Below are 22,133 nucleotides of genomic sequence, written 5' to 3'. Positions count from 1 at the left end.
CTGCAATGAGCTTCTACACATGGAAAGCAGAACGTCTCAAACGTTATGGAATCGTTGTTGTCCTTGCTCTGTTCTGCGCCCTTCTGCTTTGGGTCGGGCAGTGGAGCCAACTTGCTGTGTTTTCCAACAAAGGGGAGGCACGAGCCTTAACTCAAGGGAGTGAAGAACAGTCCCATGTTGCTTTGACTTTCAACATCAGCTGGGGTACGGATAAAGTGCACGACATACTGGAACAATTGAAGGCGCACGAGGTACAGGCCACCTTCTTCTTAAGTGGAGAATGGGCGGAAAGGCATCCCGACATCGTTGCAGAAATCCAAGAAGGAAACCACGAAATCGGAATGATGGGCTACACCTATCAGAGTTACGTGGAAAAGGAACCTGAACAAGTAACATCCGATCTCCAACAAGCAGATGCGGTATTTGAAAAGCTTGGTTTGGGCGAAGTAAAATGGATCCGTCCCCCGCACGGCCACATAGATAAAGAAGTTCTATCTTTAATTGAGAAATCGGGAATGCAGGCCGTTCAATGGAGTCTAAACCCAAGGGATTGGGAGAACCCGGGAACGAACGCAATCATTGATCAAGTTCTAAAGGAAAGTTCTAAAGGAGATATTATCCTTCTGCACGCTTCCGATTCCGTCAAACAGACACCGAAAGCGCTGGAAGTAATACTTCCGGGGTTAAAGCAAAAGGGCCTTAAATTTGTAAGTATCACCGAAATGGTCAGCGGCGGAGAATCAGAAACGACTCAGGTGGAATAAAAGAAGGCCGCTGGATGAACAGCGGCCCTCTTTCATTAAGACATATTCTCATCCGTGCTGCGTGTTAAACGGTGCAACAGCAGAAGTTGATAGGCATTACAGACGAATAGCGGAAAAATCATAAGCCATATATAATCCTTCCCCCCTGCATTTAATGCCGGCACCCATTCAATGGAGGTCACGACTACCATAAAGAACAAACCAGGTATGAAAGCCGTACGGTTTGTCTCTTTTGCTTTAATATACGCAATAATTGCTCCGGCAGTAAATAACCCTGCAGCCGTTCCTATGTAAAACCAAATCGAATCACCTGAATCCGACCCCTGGTAGCGGAAATATACCAGGTCAAATAATGTAAACGCAATCAAAAATACTTGCGCCGGAACCCATAAACTACGGAAGAAGCCTTTACCGAATTGGTTGACCGTCAAGTATGCAAAGAAGCCCATTTGACTGATAACACTGAATATAAACCCGAGTCCACTGAAAAACAACAGCAAACCGAACAACTCAAACAGCTGAAAAGGCTGAAGTACCTCTGCATAAGATTCCCTCTTGATCAAGAAGCTAAGGAGAAGCGTTAACCCTCCACCAATCATTAAAGTCGTAAAAAATAACCGGACCCACTTGCGACTATTCACTAAATGATCCCCCTATATCAAGTCATTTCCAAATTCATTCTATCATGAAAAACCTCCATTTTTGCCCAGCCGCATAAAAATAGTCGAAAAGTAAATAGTAAACACAAGGAGAACTTATGAAAGGGGACATTCCTTATGTCCAGACTCCGCATTTTGTGTACCGTCCTGCTTCTCTCTGTTCTGGCCGCTTGCAGCGGTGCTTCCGGAGCGAGCGAACAGGCGGATTATGACACAACCAAGAAAATGATGGTTGATATATTGAAGTCTGATGACGGTAAAAAAGCGATGCAAGAAGTACTTTCTGATGAAAAGATGCAGCAGTCTATGGCACTCGATTCGGAGGTTGTATCGAAAGCTGTTCAACAGACACTTGTTTCAGAAGAAGGAAAAGCCTTCTGGAGCAAATTGTTTTCCGACCCTAAATTCGTTCAGGAATTCAGCAAAGTCCTTGAAGAACAGCAGAAGGATTTAATGAAAGGTCTCATGAAGGACCCGGAATACCAAAAGCTGATGATCGAGCTTTATAAGAACCCTGAAATGATGGATCAAATGGTTACCGTCATGGAAGGACAGAAATTCCGTGAGCATTTGCAGAAAACAATAGAGGAAACCATCAACAGTCCGGTTTTCCAAGCGAAAATGAGCGATACGCTGTTGAAAGCTGCTGAGAAGATGAAGAGCGAAGAATCGGCCGGGTCTTCCGGATCCGGGTCTTCAGGTCAGGAGCAAAGCGGTCAAACCGAAGGCGAGAAGCAAAGTGAAGATAATTCGCAGTCCTCGTCTTAACGCAGTAAAAACCACACGACCTAACAGGTCGTGTGGTTTTTCTGTTAATACTTATCGATTACTTTAGCAGCCATATTCCGATAAATCATACCGATTGGATGATCTGTTTGGTACACAGAAGGTGCAAATACATCTTCTTCTTCGTACGGCTGTTGAAGTGGTATGTGGCCAAGAACAGCTGTTTGCAGCGTTTCTGCCAGCTTAACCCCGCCTCCACGTCCGAAGACGAATTCTTTATTTCCGGTTTCTTTGCTTTCAAAGTACGCCATATTCTCGACGACTCCTAATATTTCATGCTCTGTCTTCAATGCCATCTGCCCTGCACGAGCAGCAACGAAAGCTGCAGTCGGGTGCGGTGTCGTTACAATAATCTCCTTAGAGGAAGGAAGCAGCGCGTGTACATCAAGCGCAACATCCCCGGTTCCAGGCGGAAGATCGAGAAGCAAGTAATCCAGACCGCCCCACTCCACCTCTTTAAAGAAGCTTGTAAGCATTTTACCAAGCATCGGACCACGCCAGATGATCGGAGAGTTATCTTCAACGAAGAATCCCATGGACACGACTTTGACGCCGAAGCGTTCAACCGGGATGATTTTTTCCCCGCGGACGACCGGGCGTTCTTCCACACCCATCATATCAGGAACGCTGAAACCATATATATCAGCATCGATAATCCCGACTTTTTTCCCGAGACGAGCCAGTGCGACAGCGAGGTTGACAGTAACTGTCGATTTCCCGACGCCGCCTTTTCCGCTGGCAACGGAAATGAACTTCGTGTCCACATCATTTCCCAATAGGGACTGCTCTTTTGCTTTTTCCGCTTCCGGCTGGAATCTGTTCAGGACCTCTTCCGGCAGCTGATCGAATCGGAGGCCGACAGTTGCCGCGCCTTCTTTCTTCAAAGCGTTGACGATCTGCTGCTGCAGCTCCATCTGTTCAGCGGTATTCGTCTTGCCGATTAACAGCTTGACGCTGACGTGGTTCTTTTCTTCTTTAATTTTTATTTCTTCGACTCCACCGGTTTCTTCCAGCGTTTTATGTAAAAACGGATCTTCGATTGAGTGAAGGACTTCGAGTACTTTTTCTTGAGTCAACAAACCGTTTCACCATCCCTTAAAAAATGTTTCCTGTTGTTAGTATAACATATGTGAAACGCTTTCTAAGGGATTTGCCTATATCAGTCAGGAGAAGGATATTCACGTTCCGTCACGAAGCGGAGCACACCTTGGTAGACAGATGCAGCCACCTTTCTCTGATAGTCTTCCGTCTTTAACAGTTCCCGCTCTTGTTCATTGGACAAGAAGCCCGCCTCTACCAGTGCCCCCGGTGCTTCTATGTGCTTTAAAATGTAAATGTTGGTTAACCCCATAGCTTCTCTCGTCGTATTACCGATATTCGAACGGATTTCGTCCTGAATAAATTTCGCTAATTGTTCACTCTCTGAAACGTCCGGATTATAGAAGGTTTGTGCACCTTTCCATTTGGGGGAAGGAATAGCATTCAAATGTAAGCTCAAATAAAAGTCCGCATCTTTATCCTTTACAAACTGTACCCGCTTCTTAATATCCTCCGCTTTCCTTCGCGATAAACTTCCGGCCGCTTCTGAGGATAAATCCTCATCATCATACCTTGTCAAATAGACGATGGCACCTGCTTGCTGCAGATAATCACGGACGTATTCCGCCAGCCGGAGGGTAATTTCTTTTTCCTGTGTCCCATCTGTCCCCTCTGCTCCTCCGTCCGGTCCCCCGTGGCCCGGATCAAGGACGACCACTTTGCCAGACAGTGGAGAAGACCAGACTGTCCAAGCATCCTTCGCTTCCTGCAGCGGATAGGAAACGGCACAGACAAGAATAACGATCCCTGCCAACCAAAAAAATGTCTTCATTCTTCGTATCATTGCGCTCTCACTCCCTTGTACTCCTCCCTACATCAACTATATGGGACGAGAACAGGGATTATGTAAAGGAAGCAAATAAAGCCGGAGATACAGACTCCCACATAAATGTGCAGTACCACCTGAACCTCAAAATCCCTTTCCTCAATAAACAGCAAAAGGACCGCAGGAAGCGGCCCTTTTCATTTAAGGTTGTCCATCCGGATGGAAAAGCACCTTAATAAACGATTGATCACTGCTATTCTCAATGAGATGTTCAAATAAGAGCGGCCCTTCTTCGAGTGCGAGACGATGAGAGATAAGCGGTTTAACGTTCAACTGCCCTGTCTGCATATAGTGCAGGGTAGCATCCCATTCTTTCCCGGGAAAAGGACTGGAAATGGCGTTCCAGGATCCGATCACTTTCAGCTCATTCCGGACAATCTTTTCAAAATAAAACCGCTTCAGCTCTACATCGGCATAGGGAATTCCCATATAGAGAACCTCTCCTCCTTTTTTCGGAAGAGCAAGAACCTGTTCAGAAGTTATTGGAGAACCGGCACATTCTACAGCAAGATCGACACCTTGCCCGCCTGTCCAATCAGCTGTTTGTTCGTGAGCAACCGCGTTTCTTGAATGGACTACTTCATCCGCTCCTACGCGTTTCGCAACGGCAAGCTTCTGATCATCAATATCAATCGCAATCACTTTAGCTGCTCCAAATATCTTCGCCCATTGTATTGCAAGCAGCCCAATACTCCCACATCCTACGACAGCCACACTTGATCCGGGCTGAAGACTGGTTCTGTAGAAACCATGAGCCACAACAGATGAGGGTTCAATCATTGCAGCGACATCATAATCGACTCCCTCAGGAAGGGGAAGGACATTAGAAGCAGGAAGTGTTACATATTCGGCATATGCTCCTGGATGCCGGGCTCCTATGAGAGTCAAATGCTCGCATTGGCTCAAGTCGCCCTTCAAACAGCTGACACATTCCCCGCAGCAGAAAGTCGGACAAGCTGCCACACGGTCTCCGGGAACCATAGTATTGACATCACTGCCCACTTCCACTACTTCCCCTGCAAACTCATGACCGAACGTCATTCCTTCTACATAAGGACCCAGCTTCTTATATCTTGATATATCAGATCCGCATACGCCTACAGCCTTTACTTTAATGACGACGTGATCTTCCCTGTTCAATACTGGAGCAGGCCTCTCTTCATATCGGATATCCTGGGTTCCATAAAGATTCAAGGTTTTCATTGGAGTCACCTTTTTCACCTATAGATTTTCCGTTTTTTCTACGGATCTGGACGGCCGCTTCTTCCTTACTTGCCAAACAGCTGCCGCAACGATGAGCGTGTTAAAAATCATTTGATGCTCGAAGTAGACGTCGCCGACCGACCGCATCGGGCCCAGCATAAAATCCAGCCATGCATCGACCATTGCATCCCCCACCTTTCTTCCTTAATCAACCGGCGTCAGAAGAACCTTGATCGCTTCTCCTTTTTTTATCACATCATATGCTTGATCCCATTCCGTAATGGGGAATTCATGTGTCACCAATGACTGCGCGTTTACGCTGCCACTGTTCATCAACTCAAGGGAAGGTTCCCAATCCGCCGACTTCTGACTTCGGCTTCCTACGACACGAATCTCCTTCTGAATGATCTTCTCCAAATTAAATGGAATCTCAGGTTTCGCAAAAATTCCAATTTGTCCGTACTGCCCTTTTTTCTTCAGTAAATCCAATGCCATGTTCGCAGCCGGCACCGCTCCGGAGCATTCATATACGACGTCTGCACCATATCCACCGGTCAAATCTTCGACCAGTTCCTTCAGATTACTCTCCTGAATATTAATCGAGTAATCGATTCCCAGCTCCTGTGCTTTATCAAGCCTTATCTTATCGTGGGATAGTCCAGCTGCTATAACGACGGCCCCCCGGCTCTTTGCAACTTGGGCGGTGAACAACCCAATCGGCCCCGGACCGATAACGACCACAACATCCCCTTTGGTGATTTCCGTTTTTGCAACGGCATGATAGGTACAGGCGAGCGGTTCTGTCATCGCACCAGATCGAAAATCTACATGGTCGGGGAGATGGTGGACGCTTTCTTCCCTCGCAATTAAATACTTGGCAAATCCTCCATCCTGCTGTGTCCCCAGACCTTTTCGGTGATTGCAGAGATTGTAATCACCACTCCTGCAGTATTTGCATTCCCCACAGATATAGAAGGTGGTCTCTGACGTGACTCGATCACCCTCCTGAAATGATGTCACTCCATCACCGACATCAACGACGACCCCGGAAAATTCATGACCCAGTGTAACTGGAACGCCTACTTTATAGTGACCTTCATACGTGTGTATATCAGAACCGCATATTCCGGTATATTTCACTTCAATTTTCACTTGGCCAGGTCCAACCGACGGTTCCTGTTTATCCTGAACGAGCAGGTGGCCATGGCCCAGTTCTGTTTTCACAAGTGCTTTCACCTTTTATCCCTCCATTAATTGAAGACGCTGAATACTTTAAAGATGACCCAGTTCACCAGGTTTCCCCCTTGGTCAATGCTCGATATCTTTGCTGATCCTTCCGGCATGTCAAAATTAGAATTCACTGCCATTTCCGTGAATACCGGGGCCACATCGGTCGCCATATAAAGGGATAAAGCAATCATCACCGTACCGACGATGACGGAGTGGACGATATTCCCCTTGGCTGCACCGACAATGAAAGCAACGACAAACGGTATGGTAGCCAAGTCTCCGAAAGGAAGGAGCGCATTTCCCGGCAGGATGACTGCAAGCACCACAGTGATCGGCACAAGAATAAGGGCTGTTGAAATGACTGCTGGATGCCCGAGTGCGACCGCAGCATCAAGGCCTATGTAAATCTCTCTGTCACCAAAGCGTTTGGACAGCCATTCCCGTGCAGATTCTGATACAGGCATAAGGCCTTCCATCAAGATTTTGACCATACGTGGCATAAGAACCATGACGGCCGCCATCGCCATGCCGATTTCGATGACATCCCCAACACTGTATCCAGCCAATATTCCGATTGCCGCCCCTAGAAAGAGTCCGATGAAAATCGATTCACCGAAGATTCCAAAACGCTTCTGAATCGTCTCCGGGTCGGCATTCCAATTCTTCACTACCGGCACTTTATTCAACAACTGTACCAGGAAAATTCCCGGCGCGTAGGAAATCGTACTGCCTGTAGCGACCGAAACACCGGGAAGGTCGAAAAATTTACTGACCATCGGAGCTGTCCAGTCTGCTACTTTCAAACAAACAACCTGGAAGATAACTGCGGCGATCAAGCCTTGCACGATGCTGCCGGAAATGGCATAGACCATGGCAGCCATGAATGTATAATGCCAGAAATTCCAAATATCCACGTTCATCGTTTTCGTCGTCTTCGTCACCAGCATGATGACATTAACGACAAGGCCGAGCGGAATGATAAACGCAGCTACGATGGAGGCCCACGCAATAGATGAAGAAGCCGGCCATCCTACATCAATGACGTTCAATTCCACTCCAAGCCGATCGACCATCCCCTGCGCTGCCGGCCCCAGGTTGTTAACAAGGAGATCGACGACGAGGAATATACCTACAAAAGCTACTCCTATCGTCAGTCCGGAACGGAACGCTTTTCCTGGCTTTTGTCCGAACAGTAAACCTAGTAAGAAGATGGCAACAGGAAGAATGACTGTTGCCCCCAAATCCAAAAATCCTTGTACGATGTCGACGAAACCCTGCATGTAAAGTCCTCCCTCGATTCTATCCACCGGCGAGCATGCCGGTTACTTCTGCAACTCCTGTAAAATTTCTTTCTTCGTCGCTTCTGTTCCAATTCCAGTCAGGAAGGAACGTGCATTAATTACCGGAAAAGGGTATTCTTTCTGAGTCATAGCTGTTGTGACAAGCAGATCTGCTGTATCGACATAGCCGCCTACTTCCGCAATTTTTATTTGAACCAGGTCTACGCTCAAATTGTTTTCCTTCGCCATTTCTTCAATGGCCCCGTTCACGACCGTCGATGTTGCAATCCCCGCTCCACACGCTACCAATACTTGTTTTTTCGCCATTATGATTTCTCTCCTTCTATAGCATCAAACGCAAGTTTCTGTTCCAATAAACGCCGGATGCCTGATTTGTTTTTTTCTTCCAGGATCAATCGTAAAATTTCTTCGTTTTGAAAAACTCCCATGAGCTGTTGAAGCAAAGAAAGCTGGGAGTGGGCTTCGTCCATAGCCAACAGAAAGACAATACGGACTGGGATCGTTTCCTCTCCATCCCCCATTACACCGAACTCCACTGCTTCTTTCAGTACTCCCACACTTATCGTCTTCCGGAGCACATGCTCCACATCGGTATGCGGAATGGCGACAGCGACTCCGGCAGTCGGTAACCCTGTTGCATATTCCTCTTCCCTTCGGATGATGGCGGGCGGAAAACTCTCCTTGACCAATTTTAAATCCACAAGGTTCCTACTCATTGCCTCGAGCACTTCTTCCTTGCATCCCGCATCCAGATCTAATAAAATGACTGATTCATTAAAATAAACATTACTCATCCTATTCACCACATTATCCATAAAATATTGTTCCGGACACTACACAGAATGACGCATGATCACTTCCTGTATATCTTTAGGTTTCCCCTCACGAATGAGGCGTTCCCGATCTTCCTCCTGCCCGGCTAAGCTCAATAACTGCATCAAACCGTTCATATGCTTCTTCTTATCCACCGCCGCGATCACGACCATCATATGAACGGTCTCCTCTGTATTAAACGAAACACCTGAACGGACGACCAACAAACTCATTCCGGTTCGTGCTACACCATCTTCAGGCGCTGCATGGGGAATAGCAACGTGCGGGGCGATGATGATGTATGGATCTCTCACCTGCTGCCGCATCGCCTCGACATAACTTTGTTTGATAAAGCCATGCCTGATCAACGGTTCGGATGCAATAGACAGTGCTTTCTCCCAAGAGTCCACATATTCCACTACTTGAATGTGATCGATCGGAAGGAAATCTTCCAGGTGAAGCGGAACGCTCTCCACCCTCTGCTTGATTGCTGATTCCTCTTCCCGATGCACATAAACGCTCAACGTTTCCTTCAAAGCTTTCTCATCGTGGATCGTTGTGTGATTGCGGATAATATCCATCAAGTGATCCACACGGATATCATTCATCACATAACCTTGAACCTCCATCATGACCTGCTTTCTTAACCGCAGTCGATCGTCCTGATCAAGGTATGGTTTGCATTGAATGACTTTATCCTCTCCTTCTAGCGGTGAGGTAGAGAAAACAAGCGTGTAATCCAACTCACACCTCCAATACTCTCGGACCGACAAAGAGTCGAGGAAAACAAATTCAGGAAACAACTCCGACAATTGATTAAACAACAGTCGTGAGACGGACACGCCTTGAGGACAGACGACAACAGCTTTTACTTTCTCTTTCATGCTCTCTCCCTGCCGCGTCATCCAACCGCCGATTAACATCGTCATAAAAGACAATTCATTATCAGGAATGTCGGCCCCGATGTACCTCTCCAATGGAAGCACAGAGCGTCTGACCAAATGGTGCACTTCTTTCAATTCTTCCGTAATGGAATCATGAATCACCTGCGTCTCTGTCAGTCCATACTTGATCCTGTAATAAGCAGGTCGGATGTGCTGGAACAGCTTATCCGATAAAAGGCTTCTATTCTGAAAATGAACGCAGGCGCCCCGTTCAAAAAGACGGATCATTTGCTCTATAACCGGGGGCAGCGTCGTTAATGGATCTGTCGGTGCAAGCTCTTCGGATCGATACACATTGGTGGTTAAGAGATAGAGACTTAAGAGGAGACGCTCTTCATGGGTGATATGCTCTTTCAATATATCTCCGACCGCTCGATATTCTTCAGACCGGATGATGTCTTGATGGTTCCCGGATAAAGACTCAATGATATATCCGTCTTCCATTCTTCTAATGTTTAGTGCCAGCAAATAAGGTAGCGCTTCCATTTTTTCGTCTGTAAACTGAATGTTGAGCTTTTCTTCAAACGCATCAATGATATCCTTATATCTGCTCAAATCATCCGGTGACAACAAAGTCATGGCTTCCACTTTTCCTGAACCATTCAAAGCTATCCAGTCACTAACAACCTTATGGAGAACACGGCGAATCTGAATTTCCGGTCCTTCCAATACGTATCCAGACTTCCTCGAATAGTTAATGGTTATATGGTACCTGTCAAGGAATGACTGCGCCTGCTTCATATCACTCAAGATGGTATTCTTACTGAAGTCGAGTTCATAGGTGAAGTGATTCAACGACAGCTCCCTCCGAGTAAGGAGCATGAGAATAATCAAGGAAACGCGCTGCTCCTCAGACAAGACGACGGCATCCATTTCAGGTTTCTGATCCTTATTGACCTGCGCGAAAATCGAGTGGTCGATAATGAACTGTCCTTGTCTGGTACGCTCTATTTCAGGAAGGCGGTGTGATGCAAGCCAATCATTAATCTTATTGAAACTGTAGCCAAGCTGCCTTCTTGTCAGTTGGTATTTCTTTTCGAGCGTCGTACTGGTGACCCTGGGGTTGCCTACTATTTCTTGAAGAATCCTGTGACTTCTCTCATTGAGTTCCACCATCTATCCTCCCTCCACGATTTCATTGTAGCACCTGAAACAACCACGTTGTATCCGCTTTCATCCCAAGATAGTGAGCTGTTCATGTACATCATAGGGATGAACACAATTAAGTTACGATGATTAATCCTAAAGCAAACGAACGTAAATACAGAAAGTTTGCAAACAAAAAAAGCCATCCTTCCTCTTGGGAAAGATGGCTTTTGTACGTTCGTACGATTAACGCTTGGAGAATTGTGGAGCGCGACGTGCACCTTTAAGACCGTATTTCTTACGTTCTTAAATCTGTATATGTTATATGAAGAAACACGAAATTAAACAATCCTAATATTATTGTTGTTAGCAACTTTTATTAAATAAAAAAACCTTTTAATGGTATATCTTTATATATGTTTTGTGGTCAGAATGTGGTCAAAAAAATGGTGCCCTACAATGCAAATAGGGCATCCTTTGATAATTTCTCATATTATGTGCCTTGTTCAATGAAGAGATTAAATATTAGAAACAGGGACTTATCTTAATCGACTCAAAAAAATCCATAAGAGAACATGGCTAAATATTTCTTTATTATCTCAACCATCCAACCCCCATGAATATCCCACATTAATTAACAAACACTAAACGTGAAAAGAATTACTTATTTAAAGAATTTGAGGTGTACTAAATAATGGATAATCCTACAAACTCAGAAAATTTCTATTCTTTTTCAGAAACTATAAACGAAAAAGAGAAAAAATACTGGCTCTATGCACCTGGGCACAATGCATCCAAATGGGATGAATTTTATTCACAAGGAATTATGGGGATTGCTTGGGATGAAATGGGAGACCTGAAGATGTTCTCATCAAAAGAAGCAATGAAAAGCAAAATGAAAGAATTATATGGATATCAAAAATCATACAGAAATTCAGCTCATGCAACATGGCAGTTTGCTAATGAACTCCAACCAGGGGATATTATTTATGTAAAAAAAGGTATTTCCAAAGTAATAGGCCGCGGAACTGTTATATCAAATTATTCGTATGATGCATCTAGGGCTGAATACAAACACATTCACAAAGTCAATTGGGAAAAATACGGTGAATGGGAACATCCCGGAAAGGCTTTTATAAAAACACTTACAAATATAACTGATTATAAGGATTATATACAAAAACTTGAAAAGATTTACCACTGATTAACTTAGCAACTTAATGAAAGAGTCGCATTTAAAATGGACATTATAGCCGACTAAAAATATACAAAATCGTCGCCTTAAATTTCGACAAGCTTCATAATTAAATTGAATTCCTAAAGGGGGAGGAGATTTAGTTTATGAAGCTGGAGGGAGAGCGACGAAAAGTGAAAGAGTTTTTAGAACGGGGCATGTCTTATACGGATATTGCCCAACTACTGGGCATGCATCGGCATACGGTGAAAGCCTTAAGTGAACGAGATAGAAAAACGAACCAAGAAAGGATCAAAGTTAGATCCCTACAAAGGTTATTTGCTTAAACGATTACGAGAAGACCATGTTTTCAATTGTGAGAAACTCTTCCAGGAAATTCGAAAACAAGGGTATTCTGGCGGGAAAACGATCCTCAAAGAATTTGTTCAACCCTATCGTAAATCCTTTAAAGAAAGTCATACCCGTCGGTATGAAACAGAACCAGGAGAACAAATGCAAGTAGATTGGAAAGAAGCTGGACTGTATCAGGTGGATGGAGATACCATCCCTTTAATGATATTTGTGGCCACACTTTCTTACTCACGGATGAGTTATATTTGTTTTGCGGAAAAGCAAGATCGAGAGCACCTACTCCACTGTTTAGTTCAAGCCTTTGAATACTTTGGAGGGGTTCCGCAAAAAGTTCTCTTCGATAATATGAAGACGATTATAAACCGGAGAAGTGGTACTGAAATAGAGTGGAATGAAAAGTTCTTGGACTTCGTCGATCATTATGGGTTTACACCAAAGGTTCATCGACCTTATCGTCCTCAAACCAAAGGCAAGGTAGAACGCTTCATTGGTTATATGAATGGATGGTTGGAGACTTCTTCCGTCCAGTCGTTACAGGATTTGAATTGTACACTTATGAGGTGGGTGGAAGATACTGCGAATCAGCGAGTTCACTCTACGACGGAACGAAAACCTGTGGAATTATGGATGAAAGAATCTCTCGATTCTCTTCCTTCCAAATATGAAGTAAGTTACCTCACCTATCGAAAGATAGGAAGAGATGGCGTTTTGAACTATCACGCTCGAAAGATTCTCATGAGCTCCACTTATGCAGGACATGAAGTCATGATTAAGGAAACCCTTGATGGAAGAATTACTGTTTATCATCATGGCGAAGCCATTCTTACCTATACAAAAGATGATAAGATCTCACCGCTTTCCGAGCAAATAAGAAAAAAGCAGCGTTCAAAGGCTGGCACCTTTCACGCTGCGTCAGATATTGAGGTCGCTGTCCGCCCACTAAGCGTCTACGACCAAATTCTTCAAGAGGGAGAGCGATAAGTGATGAATCAGGAGATTGATACATACTGTGAGTCACTTAATTTATCCACCATCCAGTCCGAATGGCGCACCCTCACGGAAGAAGCTTCTAAAGATAATATACCATATCATGTTTTCCTTGAGCGACTATTGGAAGTGGAAAACCAAGCACGGATAGAGCGAAGCAGGCAAACCTTACTGAAATTGTCACGCTTACCTTTCAAGAAAACTTTAGATACGTTTGATTTTGACCGCATTAGTGGTGTGACCCGAAGGGACATCGAAGAATATATGAACCTCAGCTTTATTGAACAAAATCAGAATCTTATTTTTCTTGGCCCGCCCGGCGTCGGTAAAACGCACCTTGCGGTTTCAATTGCACTGGAGGCAATAAGTAAAGGTTTGAAGACGTACTTCATGACAGCGCAGGAACTTGTTACATCACTTCAGACAGCAGATGCCCAAGGGAAACTGGATAAGAAAATGAGAGGGTTCGCCAAACCTTCTCTTCTGATTATTGATGAAATGGGATACTTGAATCTATCAAACAATGGAGGGCATTATTTATTTCAAGTAATCAGCCGAAGGTATGAAAATAGCTCGATCATTTTAACGTCGAACAAGACATTCAGCCAGTGGGGAGAAGTTTTAGGAGACGGAATTATTGCGACAGCAATATTGGATCGGTTACTTCACCATTCCAGAGTCTTTTCCGTGGATGGACCAAGCTTTCGAATGAAAAACAAAGCTGCCGAATAAGGCGGCAGCTTTGTATAATTTTAACCCGACGATTTTGTAGGAATTTAAACGGCCTTGACACTTAAGTTATACAACAAAAAATCATCCTTAAGATTTTAAAAGTAGAACAATGCCTATATTGATATTCGGGTAGTAACTTATTTTAGGGGTGCCTTTATACTTTTTTAATTAGTCATAAAGGTTTCTAAATCTACTCTTCCGACAGGATTTATTGGTGTACCTCTGTTAAAATCAACATTGAATACACTTAAATTACTAATATCGTCAAACCATGGATTTTTAGTTCTTCTATTATATACAATGTCGAAACCAATATTAGTTTTGTTTGCTAACCTAGACATAACTCGAAAATTATTATAATCAACCTGATACGGTGACCATTCATTTAGCTCTTTGAATGACCGTTTTAGTTCATAAAACTTTTCAATAACACCTTCACTAGAAATTTTGAACATATCTATATCGACAACTACAATATCATTCCCCAAATTATCCCTTTGCCACTTATGGTAGGCACTAGAATATTCATCGTTAATAGCTTTGGACGTAGGAGTATTATTAACTGATAAACCTAAAGCTTTCATCCTATCAGCTAATGTTAATAGTGAAATACGTTCAAGTCGATTTCTTCCTTCAGAATATTGTACTTCTTCAATGATTCGTACATCAGTGTCAAATGCAACTACAGCTACTGGAATATTAGCTCTTTCTCCAAGCTGATTTATTAAAGCATGCTGCTCTTGAAAGCTATTTGAAATTGTTCCACCTTCGGTACCAACAACTAGTACTAATACTTGAGCATCAAAGTTCACCTTATTTGCATATATTAATGGCCACAAATTACCACTTGGGAATTTTAACCGCTCGTGTGGATTCCGATCTAAATAATCGTACATTGCATTTGTTTTATAGTATTTCATGGTATAGACCCCCACAAAAAGACACCCCTGGTAACATATTCTTCACCAGGGGTTTATTTCCTTCAAGGGTTGCTCTTATTACTTAAGATTTTGGTGATCTTTGTCGCTTTCCCACCAATAATTTATATTTTGATCAACCACTCTATAGTCTATACCAATTTCTTCAAAGTATTTTTGTGCACACCTAATTTTACGTTTCTCATGCGGAAACCTTAATCTTTCTAAGTCAACTCCACCTTTAGTTTCTCTAACCAATTCTACTTTGTAATTTTCATCTTCACTCTTCCTTACCATACCCCAGTCTGGGTTGTAATTTCCTATAATTTTTGGAAGGGATATTTTGAATTTCGGAGGAAACTTAAAATATAAAATTGTTTTATCTGCGTCTGGTATAACTCTATTTCCAACATATTCACGCTCTACATCAGAATCCACTTGCACTTTATCATATAAACCATTATCTCCAGCAGGAATAAGCTCCTTTTGAGGAAACTTCCTTTCTAATGGAAACAAATCGTTAGCTTCATAAATTTTTTCAGGCTTTATTACAAATTCGATGTTTTCTGCTATGTGATTACATAACACTTCTTTTATATTAGATAAGAATTCACTTATCCAGCCTTCTGGATTTTTAAAAATAAGTTTCTTTTTATCTTCTTGCATGTTTTTAAATATGTTTTTAACTGTTTTTTTAGTTAAGCTTGTTTCCTTAGCTACCCTTTCGATAAAGTTTGGTATTGCATAATTACCTTCTTCACTTCTAACCTTTGTTTTCTCTACATTGGTTACTTTTTCAGTGCTGAATTTTAAAGGCTTGTATTTAGTAATGATTTCTTCATTATCAAATTTCACGGATTGACTACCGCTACCTTCATCATTAATTTTGAGCACTCTTAAATTTTTCAAACGAATATCATTGAATAGCTTATTAAGGCTGTCACCCTCTGATACCCTTTTTCTACTTTTATATGAATTTCCAGTGGTATCACTGAAGGTTATCTCTATAACCGCTTCTTTACTGAACACTTCTTGCAATTCAATTAAGTATTCGCTAATAACAAACCTAGCTTGAGAAAATTCTAATGATAGTCCAGGGAATTTTGATTCATTTAATTTGTCCACACACAAACCAATTAGCTCATCAGTATTAATGTTAAGTTTGTAATCCACTTGTCTATTCACCTTTTCAAAAAAGTCTTGAAACTCATTTGAAGTGAATAACTTATTATTACGCTTTACAACAGCTTCTTCAGGCTCTTTAGGTGTGTTTGGTGGAGTATCGCCTTCAGCCACATACTCATTTTGTAGGTTGGTAACATAACTTTCATAACTTTCATTAGCAATTACAGTAAGGATATTTACATCATGTTCTTCTGATCTTTCACCATTCTGATCTACCGCTAACCTTAACCCTCTTCCAATTTCTTGTCTCTTTTTTATGTTAGAAGCAGTCTGATTTAATGTGCAAATCTGAAATACATTTGGATTATCCCAACCTTCTTTTAAAGCAGAATGTGCAAAAATAAAGGAGGTTGGTTCCTCAAAAGATAATAAACGCTCCTTCTTCTTCATAATTAATTCAAATGCAGCTTTTTCCAACTCTCTTTCTTTCTTATTGCTGCTATTAGTATCAATCGCCTCTTCTTCGCCTTTCTCTGCTTTCGCCTTCGCAAAATATCCTTCCCTGACCTGCTCAGGATTAGCATTTGAAAAAGATTGGAACCTTCTCTTTAGTTTGTTAAAGCTCTCATCGAATAATCGCTTAATGATTGCTTCCTTTCCAGTGTAATTCTTCACACGATCAATAAAGAATAAAGATAACACTTTTATTCCCTTATCCCTTAGGGCCTCTTGTCGTATCATATGTGCTTCTATTGTTTTTTCGATTTGAGCTCTAAAGACACTTTCTTTAGATGTAAATGAATTTTTAAAAGACAATGTGTAACCATTTGTGAAAAGCACCTGCTTATCTTCATCACTTTGTCCATACTTAATTTCACTTACAATTAACCCTTCATACTCTGTTAACCCACTGAGTTCAAACAAGTCAGTGCCTTGCTTTAAAATTACTTCCCGTTCTTTTTTTACACCTTTATCTAACTTGTTTATTTTCACCTTTGCTCTAATAGGACTTCTAGTAACGTCCAACAAACTGATTAAAGATTCATTATGGTTATCTAGCTCTGATATTCCAACTACTTCAATTTGTTTAACTAGATTTTCTTTAAAAGCGTCTACTGGCGTTAACCTATAGCATAGATTAGGCGTTTCCTTATGTGTAGCAGAGTATCTAAGAACGCATAAGGGCTTAAGAGTACGAATAGCACTCTTAGCTTTTTTAGAATTAAAATTCTGAGGTTCATCTAAAATTACAATTGGCCTAGTTTGCTGTATATATTCATATGGCTTCTTTTCGCCTTGTAATTGTTCCGTTCTTTTATAAAAATTATTTGATGACTTGTTAAATGAATCTATTGTCATAACCATGACAGTCAAATTTGAATTGGTAGCATATTCATCACGGATCCGTCCCAATTTAGAACCATCATATTGAACTAAAGATATCTCTTCATTATCATACTTAGAAGCAAAATGGTTTCTTGTTGCTTCAATATTTTTAACAACGCTTTGATATATCGCAATACTTGGTACCACAACAATAAATTTTTTATATCCATATTTTTTATTTAGCTCATGAGCTGTTCTTAAATAGATATATGTCTTTCCAGTTCCTGTTTCCATTTCTACTGTAATATGAGGTGAACGAATTTTTTCCCCTTCTTCACCTACACCATTTACTGTTTCTCCTTGATCAACCTCAAGCTCATTAGAAACCTTTAGTTCACTTCCAATTCTTTTTTCGTTATTTGTTATTTGAACTTTCTGCAGATTATGCAATAGTAAACGTTCATTTAATTCCTCATTAACATTTGCATTTGGTATAATTTCATCAGTTGGCTGAGAGAGGAAATCTATCCCCTCCCTCTTTGGTGACCCCTCAAACAAGCTAACTACACTTTCAATCGCTTCTAATTGATATCGCTGGTCTTTAAATTTAATTTTTAATTGATTATTCATTAAACCTCCCCCCCCTTACAACGTCTTGACTCTCATTGTTTCTTCTAACATTATTTTTGTAACATCTGTTAAAGCGTCATCAAATAAATACAACACATCATCCTTATATGCACTTAAATATTGAGCGGTATCTTCTTTGATTTTTTCATCCAAGCAAATAAATAAGTGGTTTGGAATATCGGCATGAGTTATTTTCCAAACTTTGTTACTTTGTAGTTCTTTTATTATTTGTGCCTCACTGTTAAGTGGGAATCCCTGTAACAGAATAAATTCAAAAAGTACGTCCTTTTCTTTCCAGCTAGGTACTAGAGGTGAGAAGTTTAACAATTGATCTAGTTTTTCCAAATCATTTCCTTCATAAGAAGACCACTCTCTGATATTCGTCTCACCTAGGGCAAACATCTTAAAACCATAATCGGATACAGCCCCATTTTCCTTCAAACTCTTTGATACCTCATACAACCTTTTTTTCGTTATCTCCGAAATTGTATTAAAACCAGCTTTCCTTGCTTCTGAATTCTTTTTAGTATCTTCAGGAACTTGTACCAATAAAAACTTCCTATTAGTCTTTTCTTGCTCATTTAACTCTAGTACCGCATGACCTGTAGTTCCAGAACCTGCGAAGAAATCCAGGACAATATCGTCATCATGTGTAAAATACTTTATAATATCCATGGCAAATTTATAGGGTTTCGGATTTTCAAATGGAATGCCTAATTCATTAAAAAGTTTATCGTCACTCCCACCATACCTTAGTATAGAAGGTATGTTTTCAAGCATGTTCTCTTTTAGAAGATACTTCCTATTAGGAATTGTAGTTTCATCTTTACCAAAAAGTATTTTATTTTCTTCTTTTAATTTTTCCATTGTTTTTGGAGGATTTCTCCACCCTCTTTGCGGAACCACACATGCTTTTTTTGTTACAGGATGTATTAATGGTATAAAGTAGTCATCTGGCGCATTCTTTTTATTTGGCCATGCCATAGATACAGGACGATAAACTTCCCCATTCTCGTCTATATTTTTATAAGCTGCTTCTCCACCTGAAATGTCATCTTGTTCCTGTAACCATTTTTTATACTCTGTATTGATATCCTCTAGTGTGTACTCTGTCTCGTGCTGTTTAAGTAAAGAGTTTGGTAACTTATATTTCTTTACTGCTTTTCTTAAATCGTCAGGTACTGTTTTAGTGCCAAGCTTTTTATATAGATCAGCTGCTTTTTTTAACATCTTTTCAGCATTCTTTTTAGGTCTTTTTATTTTATGTTGCGACAATAAATAATCTCTATTCCGTGCATAAACCATAATTCTCTCGTTTTGGTACGCAATACCCGTAGAATCGCCTTTGGGATTTCTTTTATCCCACGTAATTGCGCCTACCTTATTTTCCTCACCAAAAATTGAGTTCATTAGTAGCTCTAAGTTACTTTCCTCATGTTCGTCTATATGTACGACCATTATCCCGTCTTTTCGAAGAAGATATTTCGCCAGCCTTAAACGTGGGTACATCATATTTAACCAATTTGAATGAAATCTCCCATTGGTTTTTGGGTTACTTGTTAGTACCCCCTCTTCATCAGCTTGTCCAGTTTTGGCTAAGTATGTTTCTATCGGTTCATCAAAATCATCTTCGTAAACAAAATCTTTACCCGTGTTATAAGGGGGATCGATATATACTAGCTTTACCTTTTCCTTATAACTTTTTTGAAGAATTCTAAGAACCTCTAAGTTTTCACCTTCTATAAAGATATTATTAGTTCCCTCGACATTAACACCTTCATCCTCTATAGGGGAAAGCGAACCAGTAAACGGCTTTATTGCTAACTTCTTTGCCTCTTCTTTTCCCGGCCATGTCAACCCATAAAATTCTTCATCAGAATTGATATTCAAAATATTAAGTTCTTTTCTAAGAACCTCAGTATTAAATGACCCTTCTATAAATGCTTCAGGAAATAAGTCTTTTAGTAATTCCACTCTTTCTTCATCATTTCTATCTGGCTTTTTAATTTTTTCTAGTGACATTAAAAAACTCTCCTTTTTAGGCGGTTATTATAAATTCTTAATTATAACCTTACCCTCGTTAGCTCTAATTAAATTATACCACGTAGTTCAACGGCTACTTGAATAAAATGCTAAATCTTAAAAAGCCCCCCAGTTTATTGTGAGGCTTTTTAAGAATCCCCCAACTTCTTCTGATAACACGTCACAGATTATTTAAAAGAAAGGACAGCGGAAAAGTTTCAAAGCTACATCGAACTATAATTGGTAGTCAAAAATTATTATCGTGGTCATAATGTGGTCAAAACCCTTTTCAAGCATAAAAAAGACCCTCAACCAAAATGGTTGAGAGCCTTTGAAATGTTGATGTCTTAACGCTTGGAGAATTGTGGAGCGCGACGTGCACCTTTAAGACCGTATTTCTTACGTTCTTTCATACGTGCGTCACGAGTCAATAGACCAGCGCGTTTAAGTGTTGTACGGTATTCAGGATCCGCTTGTAAAAGAGCACGAGCGATTCCGTGACGGATCGCACCAGCTTGTCCAGTGAATCCACCACCATGTACGTTTACGTGTACATCGTAGTTACCTTCTGTTTCCGTAACAGCTAGAGGCTGCTTCAGAATTACACGAAGTGTTTCGTATGGGAAAAAGTCTTCAGCATCACGTTTGTTTACTACTACACGACCAGTTCCTGGAACAAGGCGTACGCGAGCAGTGGAGCTCTTACGACGTCCAGTACCTGTATATTGTACTTGTGCCACTTTAGATTACCTCCTTTAATTATCCGCGAAGTTCATAAACTTCTGGTTTTTGTGCTTCATGCTTGTGCTCAGCTCCAGCGAAAACATGAAGTTTCTTGCCCATTTTACGTCCAAGACTTCCTTTAGGAAGCATACCTTTAACAGCAAGCTCAAGCATTTGCTCAGGGTATTTCGTACGCATTTCGTTAGCTGTACGGGACTTCAATCCACCTGGGTGGTTGGAGTGACGGTAGTAGATCTTATCGTTGATCTTGTTACCTGTAAGTTGGATTTCACCTGCGTTGATGATAATGACATGATCACCTGTATCAACGTGTGGTGTGTAAGTTGGTTTATGTTTACCGCGAAGGATCGCAGCAACTTCGCTCGCTAAACGGCCAAGTGTTTGCCCTGCAGCATCCACAACATACCATTTACGTTCAACGTTGTTTTCATTTGCCATGAAAGTTGTGCGCATATCTGTTTCCCTCCTGAATTGTTTAATTTCACATAGACTTCGTAACTACTTTATCATTTATCTCAAATACGATTAGATTTCCGGGGCTAACCGTGGTATAGAAATAAAATGCCATAGAATATAATATAACACCCTACAGCCAAATGTCAAGGGCGTGCACACCTGGAATCGTTGTTTTTTTAATAACTTTTATTGGTAAAAAACTTCCCAGAGAAATAACCCTTGTGGAGGAGCTGTTTTCCCGGCGGCAGCCCGATCCATTGCAGCAAGAATTCTTGGGATGGAAGCAGGCTCTCTCTCATGCCGCCCTACCTCCAAAAGTGTACCGACAAGAATCCGGACCATATTATAAAGGAAGCCGGAGCCTCGGAACAGGAACACGATCTCTGCCCCTTCTTTCCGGATGGATGCTTCATAAATCGTCCGGACTTTGTCGCCTTTAATATCTGTCTTCGGAGAACAAAAAGACGTAAAGTCATGTTCTCCCTCCAACAGCCGGCACGCCTCCTTCATCGCAGCCATATCAAGCTCTGCCTTCACGTGATACGTATGATGGCGCTTGAACAGCTGTCTGTCCCTGTCATTCCATACATAGTACCGGTATTCTTTCCCTACGGTCCCGTAACGGGCATGGAAATCCTCCGGAACTGCTTCTGAATGAGTGATCATAATATCATCCGGAAGCAGAGAGTTGACGGCCCTCTTCCAATTCTCATCCGGAATGGAAAGCGGTGTGTCGAAATGTATAACCTGCCCCATGGCATGAACGCCGGCATCGGTCCTTCCGGAGGCAGTCACTTTGACCGTTTCTCCTTTATGGATTTTAGCCAGTGCTTTCTCCAGCTCCGCCTGAATCGTATTACCATTCGGCTGTACCTGATACCCGGCATAGGCCGTACCGTCATACTGCAGGGTGAACTTCATACGCTGCATCTTCCAGT

At 41.7% G+C, this 22,133-nt stretch carries 22 protein-coding genes and 1 pseudogene; 6 read left to right on the top strand and 17 right to left on the bottom strand.

Annotation, left to right across the window (positions count from 1 at the left end; genetic code table 11):
- Nucleotides 1–5 precede the first annotated feature (5 nt).
- Nucleotides 6–764 carry a polysaccharide deacetylase family sporulation protein PdaB gene (gene pdaB / locus QRD89_RS01015; RefSeq protein WP_026577038.1) on the top strand — a complete coding sequence of 253 codons (759 nt, stop codon included), beginning with the start codon at nucleotides 6–8 and terminating at the stop codon, nucleotides 762–764.
- 35 nt (nucleotides 765–799) lie between these two features.
- On the opposite strand, the gene QRD89_RS01010 is transcribed toward pdaB, so the two are convergent.
- A complete protein-coding gene (locus tag QRD89_RS01010; protein ID WP_008634244.1) occupies nucleotides 800–1,405 on the bottom strand; it encodes a KinB-signaling pathway activation protein in 606 nt (201 codons plus the stop codon).
- Nucleotides 1,406–1,540: 135 nt separating this feature from the next.
- Between QRD89_RS01010 and gerD the strand changes: the two genes are divergently transcribed.
- Nucleotides 1,541–2,191: a spore germination lipoprotein GerD gene (gerD, locus tag QRD89_RS01005; RefSeq protein WP_008634247.1), complete on the top strand. Its 651-nt coding sequence runs from the start codon at nucleotides 1,541–1,543 to the stop codon at nucleotides 2,189–2,191.
- 44 nt (nucleotides 2,192–2,235) lie between these two features.
- Here the strand turns inward: gerD and salA are convergent, their stop codons facing one another.
- The 10 genes and pseudogenes from salA to rpsI (QRD89_RS19210) all read right to left on the bottom strand — a co-directional run.
- Nucleotides 2,236–3,288, bottom strand: a complete 1,053-nt coding sequence (salA, locus tag QRD89_RS01000) for an iron-sulfur carrier protein/transcriptional regulator SalA (RefSeq protein WP_286096122.1) — start codon at nucleotides 3,286–3,288, stop codon at nucleotides 2,236–2,238.
- Nucleotides 3,289–3,368: 80 nt separating this feature from the next.
- Complete coding sequence (gene cwlD, locus QRD89_RS00995; protein WP_026577039.1) at nucleotides 3,369–4,091, bottom strand: N-acetylmuramoyl-L-alanine amidase CwlD; 723 nt, start codon at nucleotides 4,089–4,091, stop codon at nucleotides 3,369–3,371.
- Between the two features lie 183 nt (nucleotides 4,092–4,274).
- On the bottom strand, nucleotides 4,275–5,336 hold the full coding sequence (locus tag QRD89_RS00990) for a galactitol-1-phosphate 5-dehydrogenase (RefSeq protein ID WP_286096121.1): 1,062 nt from the start codon (nucleotides 5,334–5,336) through the stop codon (nucleotides 4,275–4,277).
- A gap of 18 nt (nucleotides 5,337–5,354) precedes the next feature.
- Nucleotides 5,355–5,519: a hypothetical protein gene (locus QRD89_RS00985; protein ID WP_008634255.1), complete on the bottom strand. Its 165-nt coding sequence runs from the start codon at nucleotides 5,517–5,519 to the stop codon at nucleotides 5,355–5,357.
- A gap of 21 nt (nucleotides 5,520–5,540) precedes the next feature.
- A complete protein-coding gene (locus QRD89_RS00980) occupies nucleotides 5,541–6,572 on the bottom strand; it encodes a zinc-binding dehydrogenase (RefSeq protein ID WP_026577041.1) in 1,032 nt (343 codons plus the stop codon).
- Nucleotides 6,573–6,586: 14 nt separating this feature from the next.
- On the bottom strand, nucleotides 6,587–7,846 hold the full coding sequence (locus QRD89_RS00975) for a galactitol-specific PTS transporter subunit IIC (protein WP_008634257.1): 1,260 nt from the start codon (nucleotides 7,844–7,846) through the stop codon (nucleotides 6,587–6,589).
- A 42-nt stretch (nucleotides 7,847–7,888) separates the two neighbouring features.
- Nucleotides 7,889–8,173: a PTS sugar transporter subunit IIB gene (locus QRD89_RS00970; protein WP_008634259.1), complete on the bottom strand. Its 285-nt coding sequence runs from the start codon at nucleotides 8,171–8,173 to the stop codon at nucleotides 7,889–7,891.
- Nucleotides 8,173–8,661 carry a PTS sugar transporter subunit IIA gene (locus QRD89_RS00965; RefSeq protein WP_008634262.1) on the bottom strand — a complete coding sequence of 163 codons (489 nt, stop codon included), beginning with the start codon at nucleotides 8,659–8,661 and terminating at the stop codon, nucleotides 8,173–8,175. Before QRD89_RS00965 ends, QRD89_RS00970 begins: the two co-directional genes overlap by 1 nt.
- 39 nt (nucleotides 8,662–8,700) lie before the next feature.
- A complete protein-coding gene (locus QRD89_RS00960; protein WP_286096120.1) occupies nucleotides 8,701–10,740 on the bottom strand; it encodes a BglG family transcription antiterminator in 2,040 nt (679 codons plus the stop codon).
- Between the two features lie 216 nt (nucleotides 10,741–10,956).
- Nucleotides 10,957–11,016 (bottom strand): annotated as a pseudogene (gene rpsI, locus QRD89_RS19210) (30S ribosomal protein S9); the annotation flags it as partial.
- Between the two features lie 388 nt (nucleotides 11,017–11,404).
- Between rpsI (QRD89_RS19210) and QRD89_RS00955 the strand changes: the two are divergent.
- The 4 genes from QRD89_RS00955 to istB all read left to right on the top strand — a co-directional run bounded on the left by QRD89_RS00955 (nucleotide 11,405) and on the right by istB (nucleotide 13,975).
- Nucleotides 11,405–11,914, top strand: coding sequence for a DUF8426 domain-containing protein (locus QRD89_RS00955; protein WP_286096119.1), 510 nt, complete (start codon nucleotides 11,405–11,407; stop codon nucleotides 11,912–11,914).
- Nucleotides 11,915–12,051: 137 nt separating this feature from the next.
- Nucleotides 12,052–12,231 (top strand): helix-turn-helix domain-containing protein, encoded by a 180-nt coding sequence (locus QRD89_RS19255; RefSeq protein WP_502875645.1) that lies wholly within the window; start codon nucleotides 12,052–12,054, stop codon nucleotides 12,229–12,231.
- Nucleotides 12,164–13,237 (top strand): IS21 family transposase, encoded by a 1,074-nt coding sequence (gene istA / locus QRD89_RS00945; RefSeq protein WP_502875644.1) that lies wholly within the window; start codon nucleotides 12,164–12,166, stop codon nucleotides 13,235–13,237. The genes QRD89_RS19255 and istA overlap by 68 nt, the downstream gene beginning before the upstream one ends.
- A gap of 3 nt (nucleotides 13,238–13,240) precedes the next feature.
- A complete protein-coding gene (gene istB / locus QRD89_RS00940; protein WP_286096847.1) occupies nucleotides 13,241–13,975 on the top strand; it encodes an IS21-like element helper ATPase IstB in 735 nt (244 codons plus the stop codon).
- A gap of 164 nt (nucleotides 13,976–14,139) precedes the next feature.
- Here istB and QRD89_RS00935 read toward each other — a convergent pair whose 3' ends face one another.
- From QRD89_RS00935 to truA, 6 genes are all read right to left on the bottom strand, one after another.
- The gene (locus QRD89_RS00935) at nucleotides 14,140–14,895 is read right to left on the bottom strand and encodes a hypothetical protein (protein WP_286096118.1); all 756 of its coding nucleotides are present in this window, start codon (nucleotides 14,893–14,895) and stop codon (nucleotides 14,140–14,142) included.
- Nucleotides 14,896–14,973: 78 nt separating this feature from the next.
- Complete coding sequence (locus QRD89_RS00930; protein WP_286096117.1) at nucleotides 14,974–17,973, bottom strand: restriction endonuclease; 3,000 nt, start codon at nucleotides 17,971–17,973, stop codon at nucleotides 14,974–14,976.
- Nucleotides 17,974–17,988: 15 nt separating this feature from the next.
- On the bottom strand, nucleotides 17,989–19,995 hold the full coding sequence (locus tag QRD89_RS00925; RefSeq protein ID WP_286096116.1) for a site-specific DNA-methyltransferase: 2,007 nt from the start codon (nucleotides 19,993–19,995) through the stop codon (nucleotides 17,989–17,991).
- 347 nt (nucleotides 19,996–20,342) lie between these two features.
- Nucleotides 20,343–20,735 carry a 30S ribosomal protein S9 gene (gene rpsI, locus QRD89_RS00920; RefSeq protein WP_008635956.1) on the bottom strand — a complete coding sequence of 131 codons (393 nt, stop codon included), beginning with the start codon at nucleotides 20,733–20,735 and terminating at the stop codon, nucleotides 20,343–20,345.
- 19 nt (nucleotides 20,736–20,754) lie between these two features.
- Nucleotides 20,755–21,192, bottom strand: coding sequence for a 50S ribosomal protein L13 (gene rplM, locus QRD89_RS00915; protein WP_008635959.1), 438 nt, complete (start codon nucleotides 21,190–21,192; stop codon nucleotides 20,755–20,757).
- A 189-nt stretch (nucleotides 21,193–21,381) separates the two neighbouring features.
- Nucleotides 21,382–22,125: a tRNA pseudouridine(38-40) synthase TruA gene (gene truA, locus QRD89_RS00910; protein ID WP_008635960.1), complete on the bottom strand. Its 744-nt coding sequence runs from the start codon at nucleotides 22,123–22,125 to the stop codon at nucleotides 21,382–21,384.
- Nucleotides 22,126–22,133: the final 8 nt, after the last annotated feature.

Source organism: Halobacillus sp. ACCC02827, from assembly GCF_030291935.1.
In the GTDB taxonomy this organism is placed as follows: Bacteria; Bacillota; Bacilli; order Bacillales; family Halobacillaceae; genus Halobacillus.
This window is presented reverse-complemented; position numbering and strand designations above follow the sequence as displayed.

Bases quoted from the DNA above. Each gene is read 5' to 3' on its own strand.
- pdaB (WP_026577038.1), top strand. From the start codon at position 6: ATGAGCTTCTACACATGGAAAGCAGAACGTCTCAAACGTTATGGAATC.
- gerD (WP_008634247.1), top strand. From the start codon at position 1,541: ATGTCCAGACTCCGCATTTTGTGTACCGTCCTGCTTCTCTCTGTTCTG.
- cwlD (WP_026577039.1), bottom strand. From the start codon at position 4,091: ATGATACGAAGAATGAAGACATTTTTTTGGTTGGCAGGGATCGTTATT.
- QRD89_RS00990 (WP_286096121.1), bottom strand. From the start codon at position 5,336: ATGAAAACCTTGAATCTTTATGGAACCCAGGATATCCGATATGAAGAG.
- QRD89_RS00985 (WP_008634255.1), bottom strand. From the start codon at position 5,519: ATGGTCGATGCATGGCTGGATTTTATGCTGGGCCCGATGCGGTCGGTC.
- QRD89_RS00975 (WP_008634257.1), bottom strand. From the start codon at position 7,846: ATGCAGGGTTTCGTCGACATCGTACAAGGATTTTTGGATTTGGGGGCA.
- QRD89_RS00970 (WP_008634259.1), bottom strand. From the start codon at position 8,173: ATGGCGAAAAAACAAGTATTGGTAGCGTGTGGAGCGGGGATTGCAACA.
- QRD89_RS00965 (WP_008634262.1), bottom strand. From the start codon at position 8,661: ATGAGTAATGTTTATTTTAATGAATCAGTCATTTTATTAGATCTGGAT.
- QRD89_RS00960 (WP_286096120.1), bottom strand. From the start codon at position 10,740: ATGGTGGAACTCAATGAGAGAAGTCACAGGATTCTTCAAGAAATAGTA.
- QRD89_RS00955 (WP_286096119.1), top strand. From the start codon at position 11,405: ATGGATAATCCTACAAACTCAGAAAATTTCTATTCTTTTTCAGAAACT.
- QRD89_RS19255 (WP_502875645.1), top strand. From the start codon at position 12,052: ATGAAGCTGGAGGGAGAGCGACGAAAAGTGAAAGAGTTTTTAGAACGG.
- istB (WP_286096847.1), top strand. From the start codon at position 13,241: ATGAATCAGGAGATTGATACATACTGTGAGTCACTTAATTTATCCACC.
- QRD89_RS00935 (WP_286096118.1), bottom strand. From the start codon at position 14,895: ATGAAATACTATAAAACAAATGCAATGTACGATTATTTAGATCGGAAT.
- QRD89_RS00930 (WP_286096117.1), bottom strand. From the start codon at position 17,973: ATGAATAATCAATTAAAAATTAAATTTAAAGACCAGCGATATCAATTA.
- QRD89_RS00925 (WP_286096116.1), bottom strand. From the start codon at position 19,995: ATGTCACTAGAAAAAATTAAAAAGCCAGATAGAAATGATGAAGAAAGA.
- rplM (WP_008635959.1), bottom strand. From the start codon at position 21,192: ATGCGCACAACTTTCATGGCAAATGAAAACAACGTTGAACGTAAATGG.
- truA (WP_008635960.1), bottom strand. From the start codon at position 22,125: ATGCAGCGTATGAAGTTCACCCTGCAGTATGACGGTACGGCCTATGCC.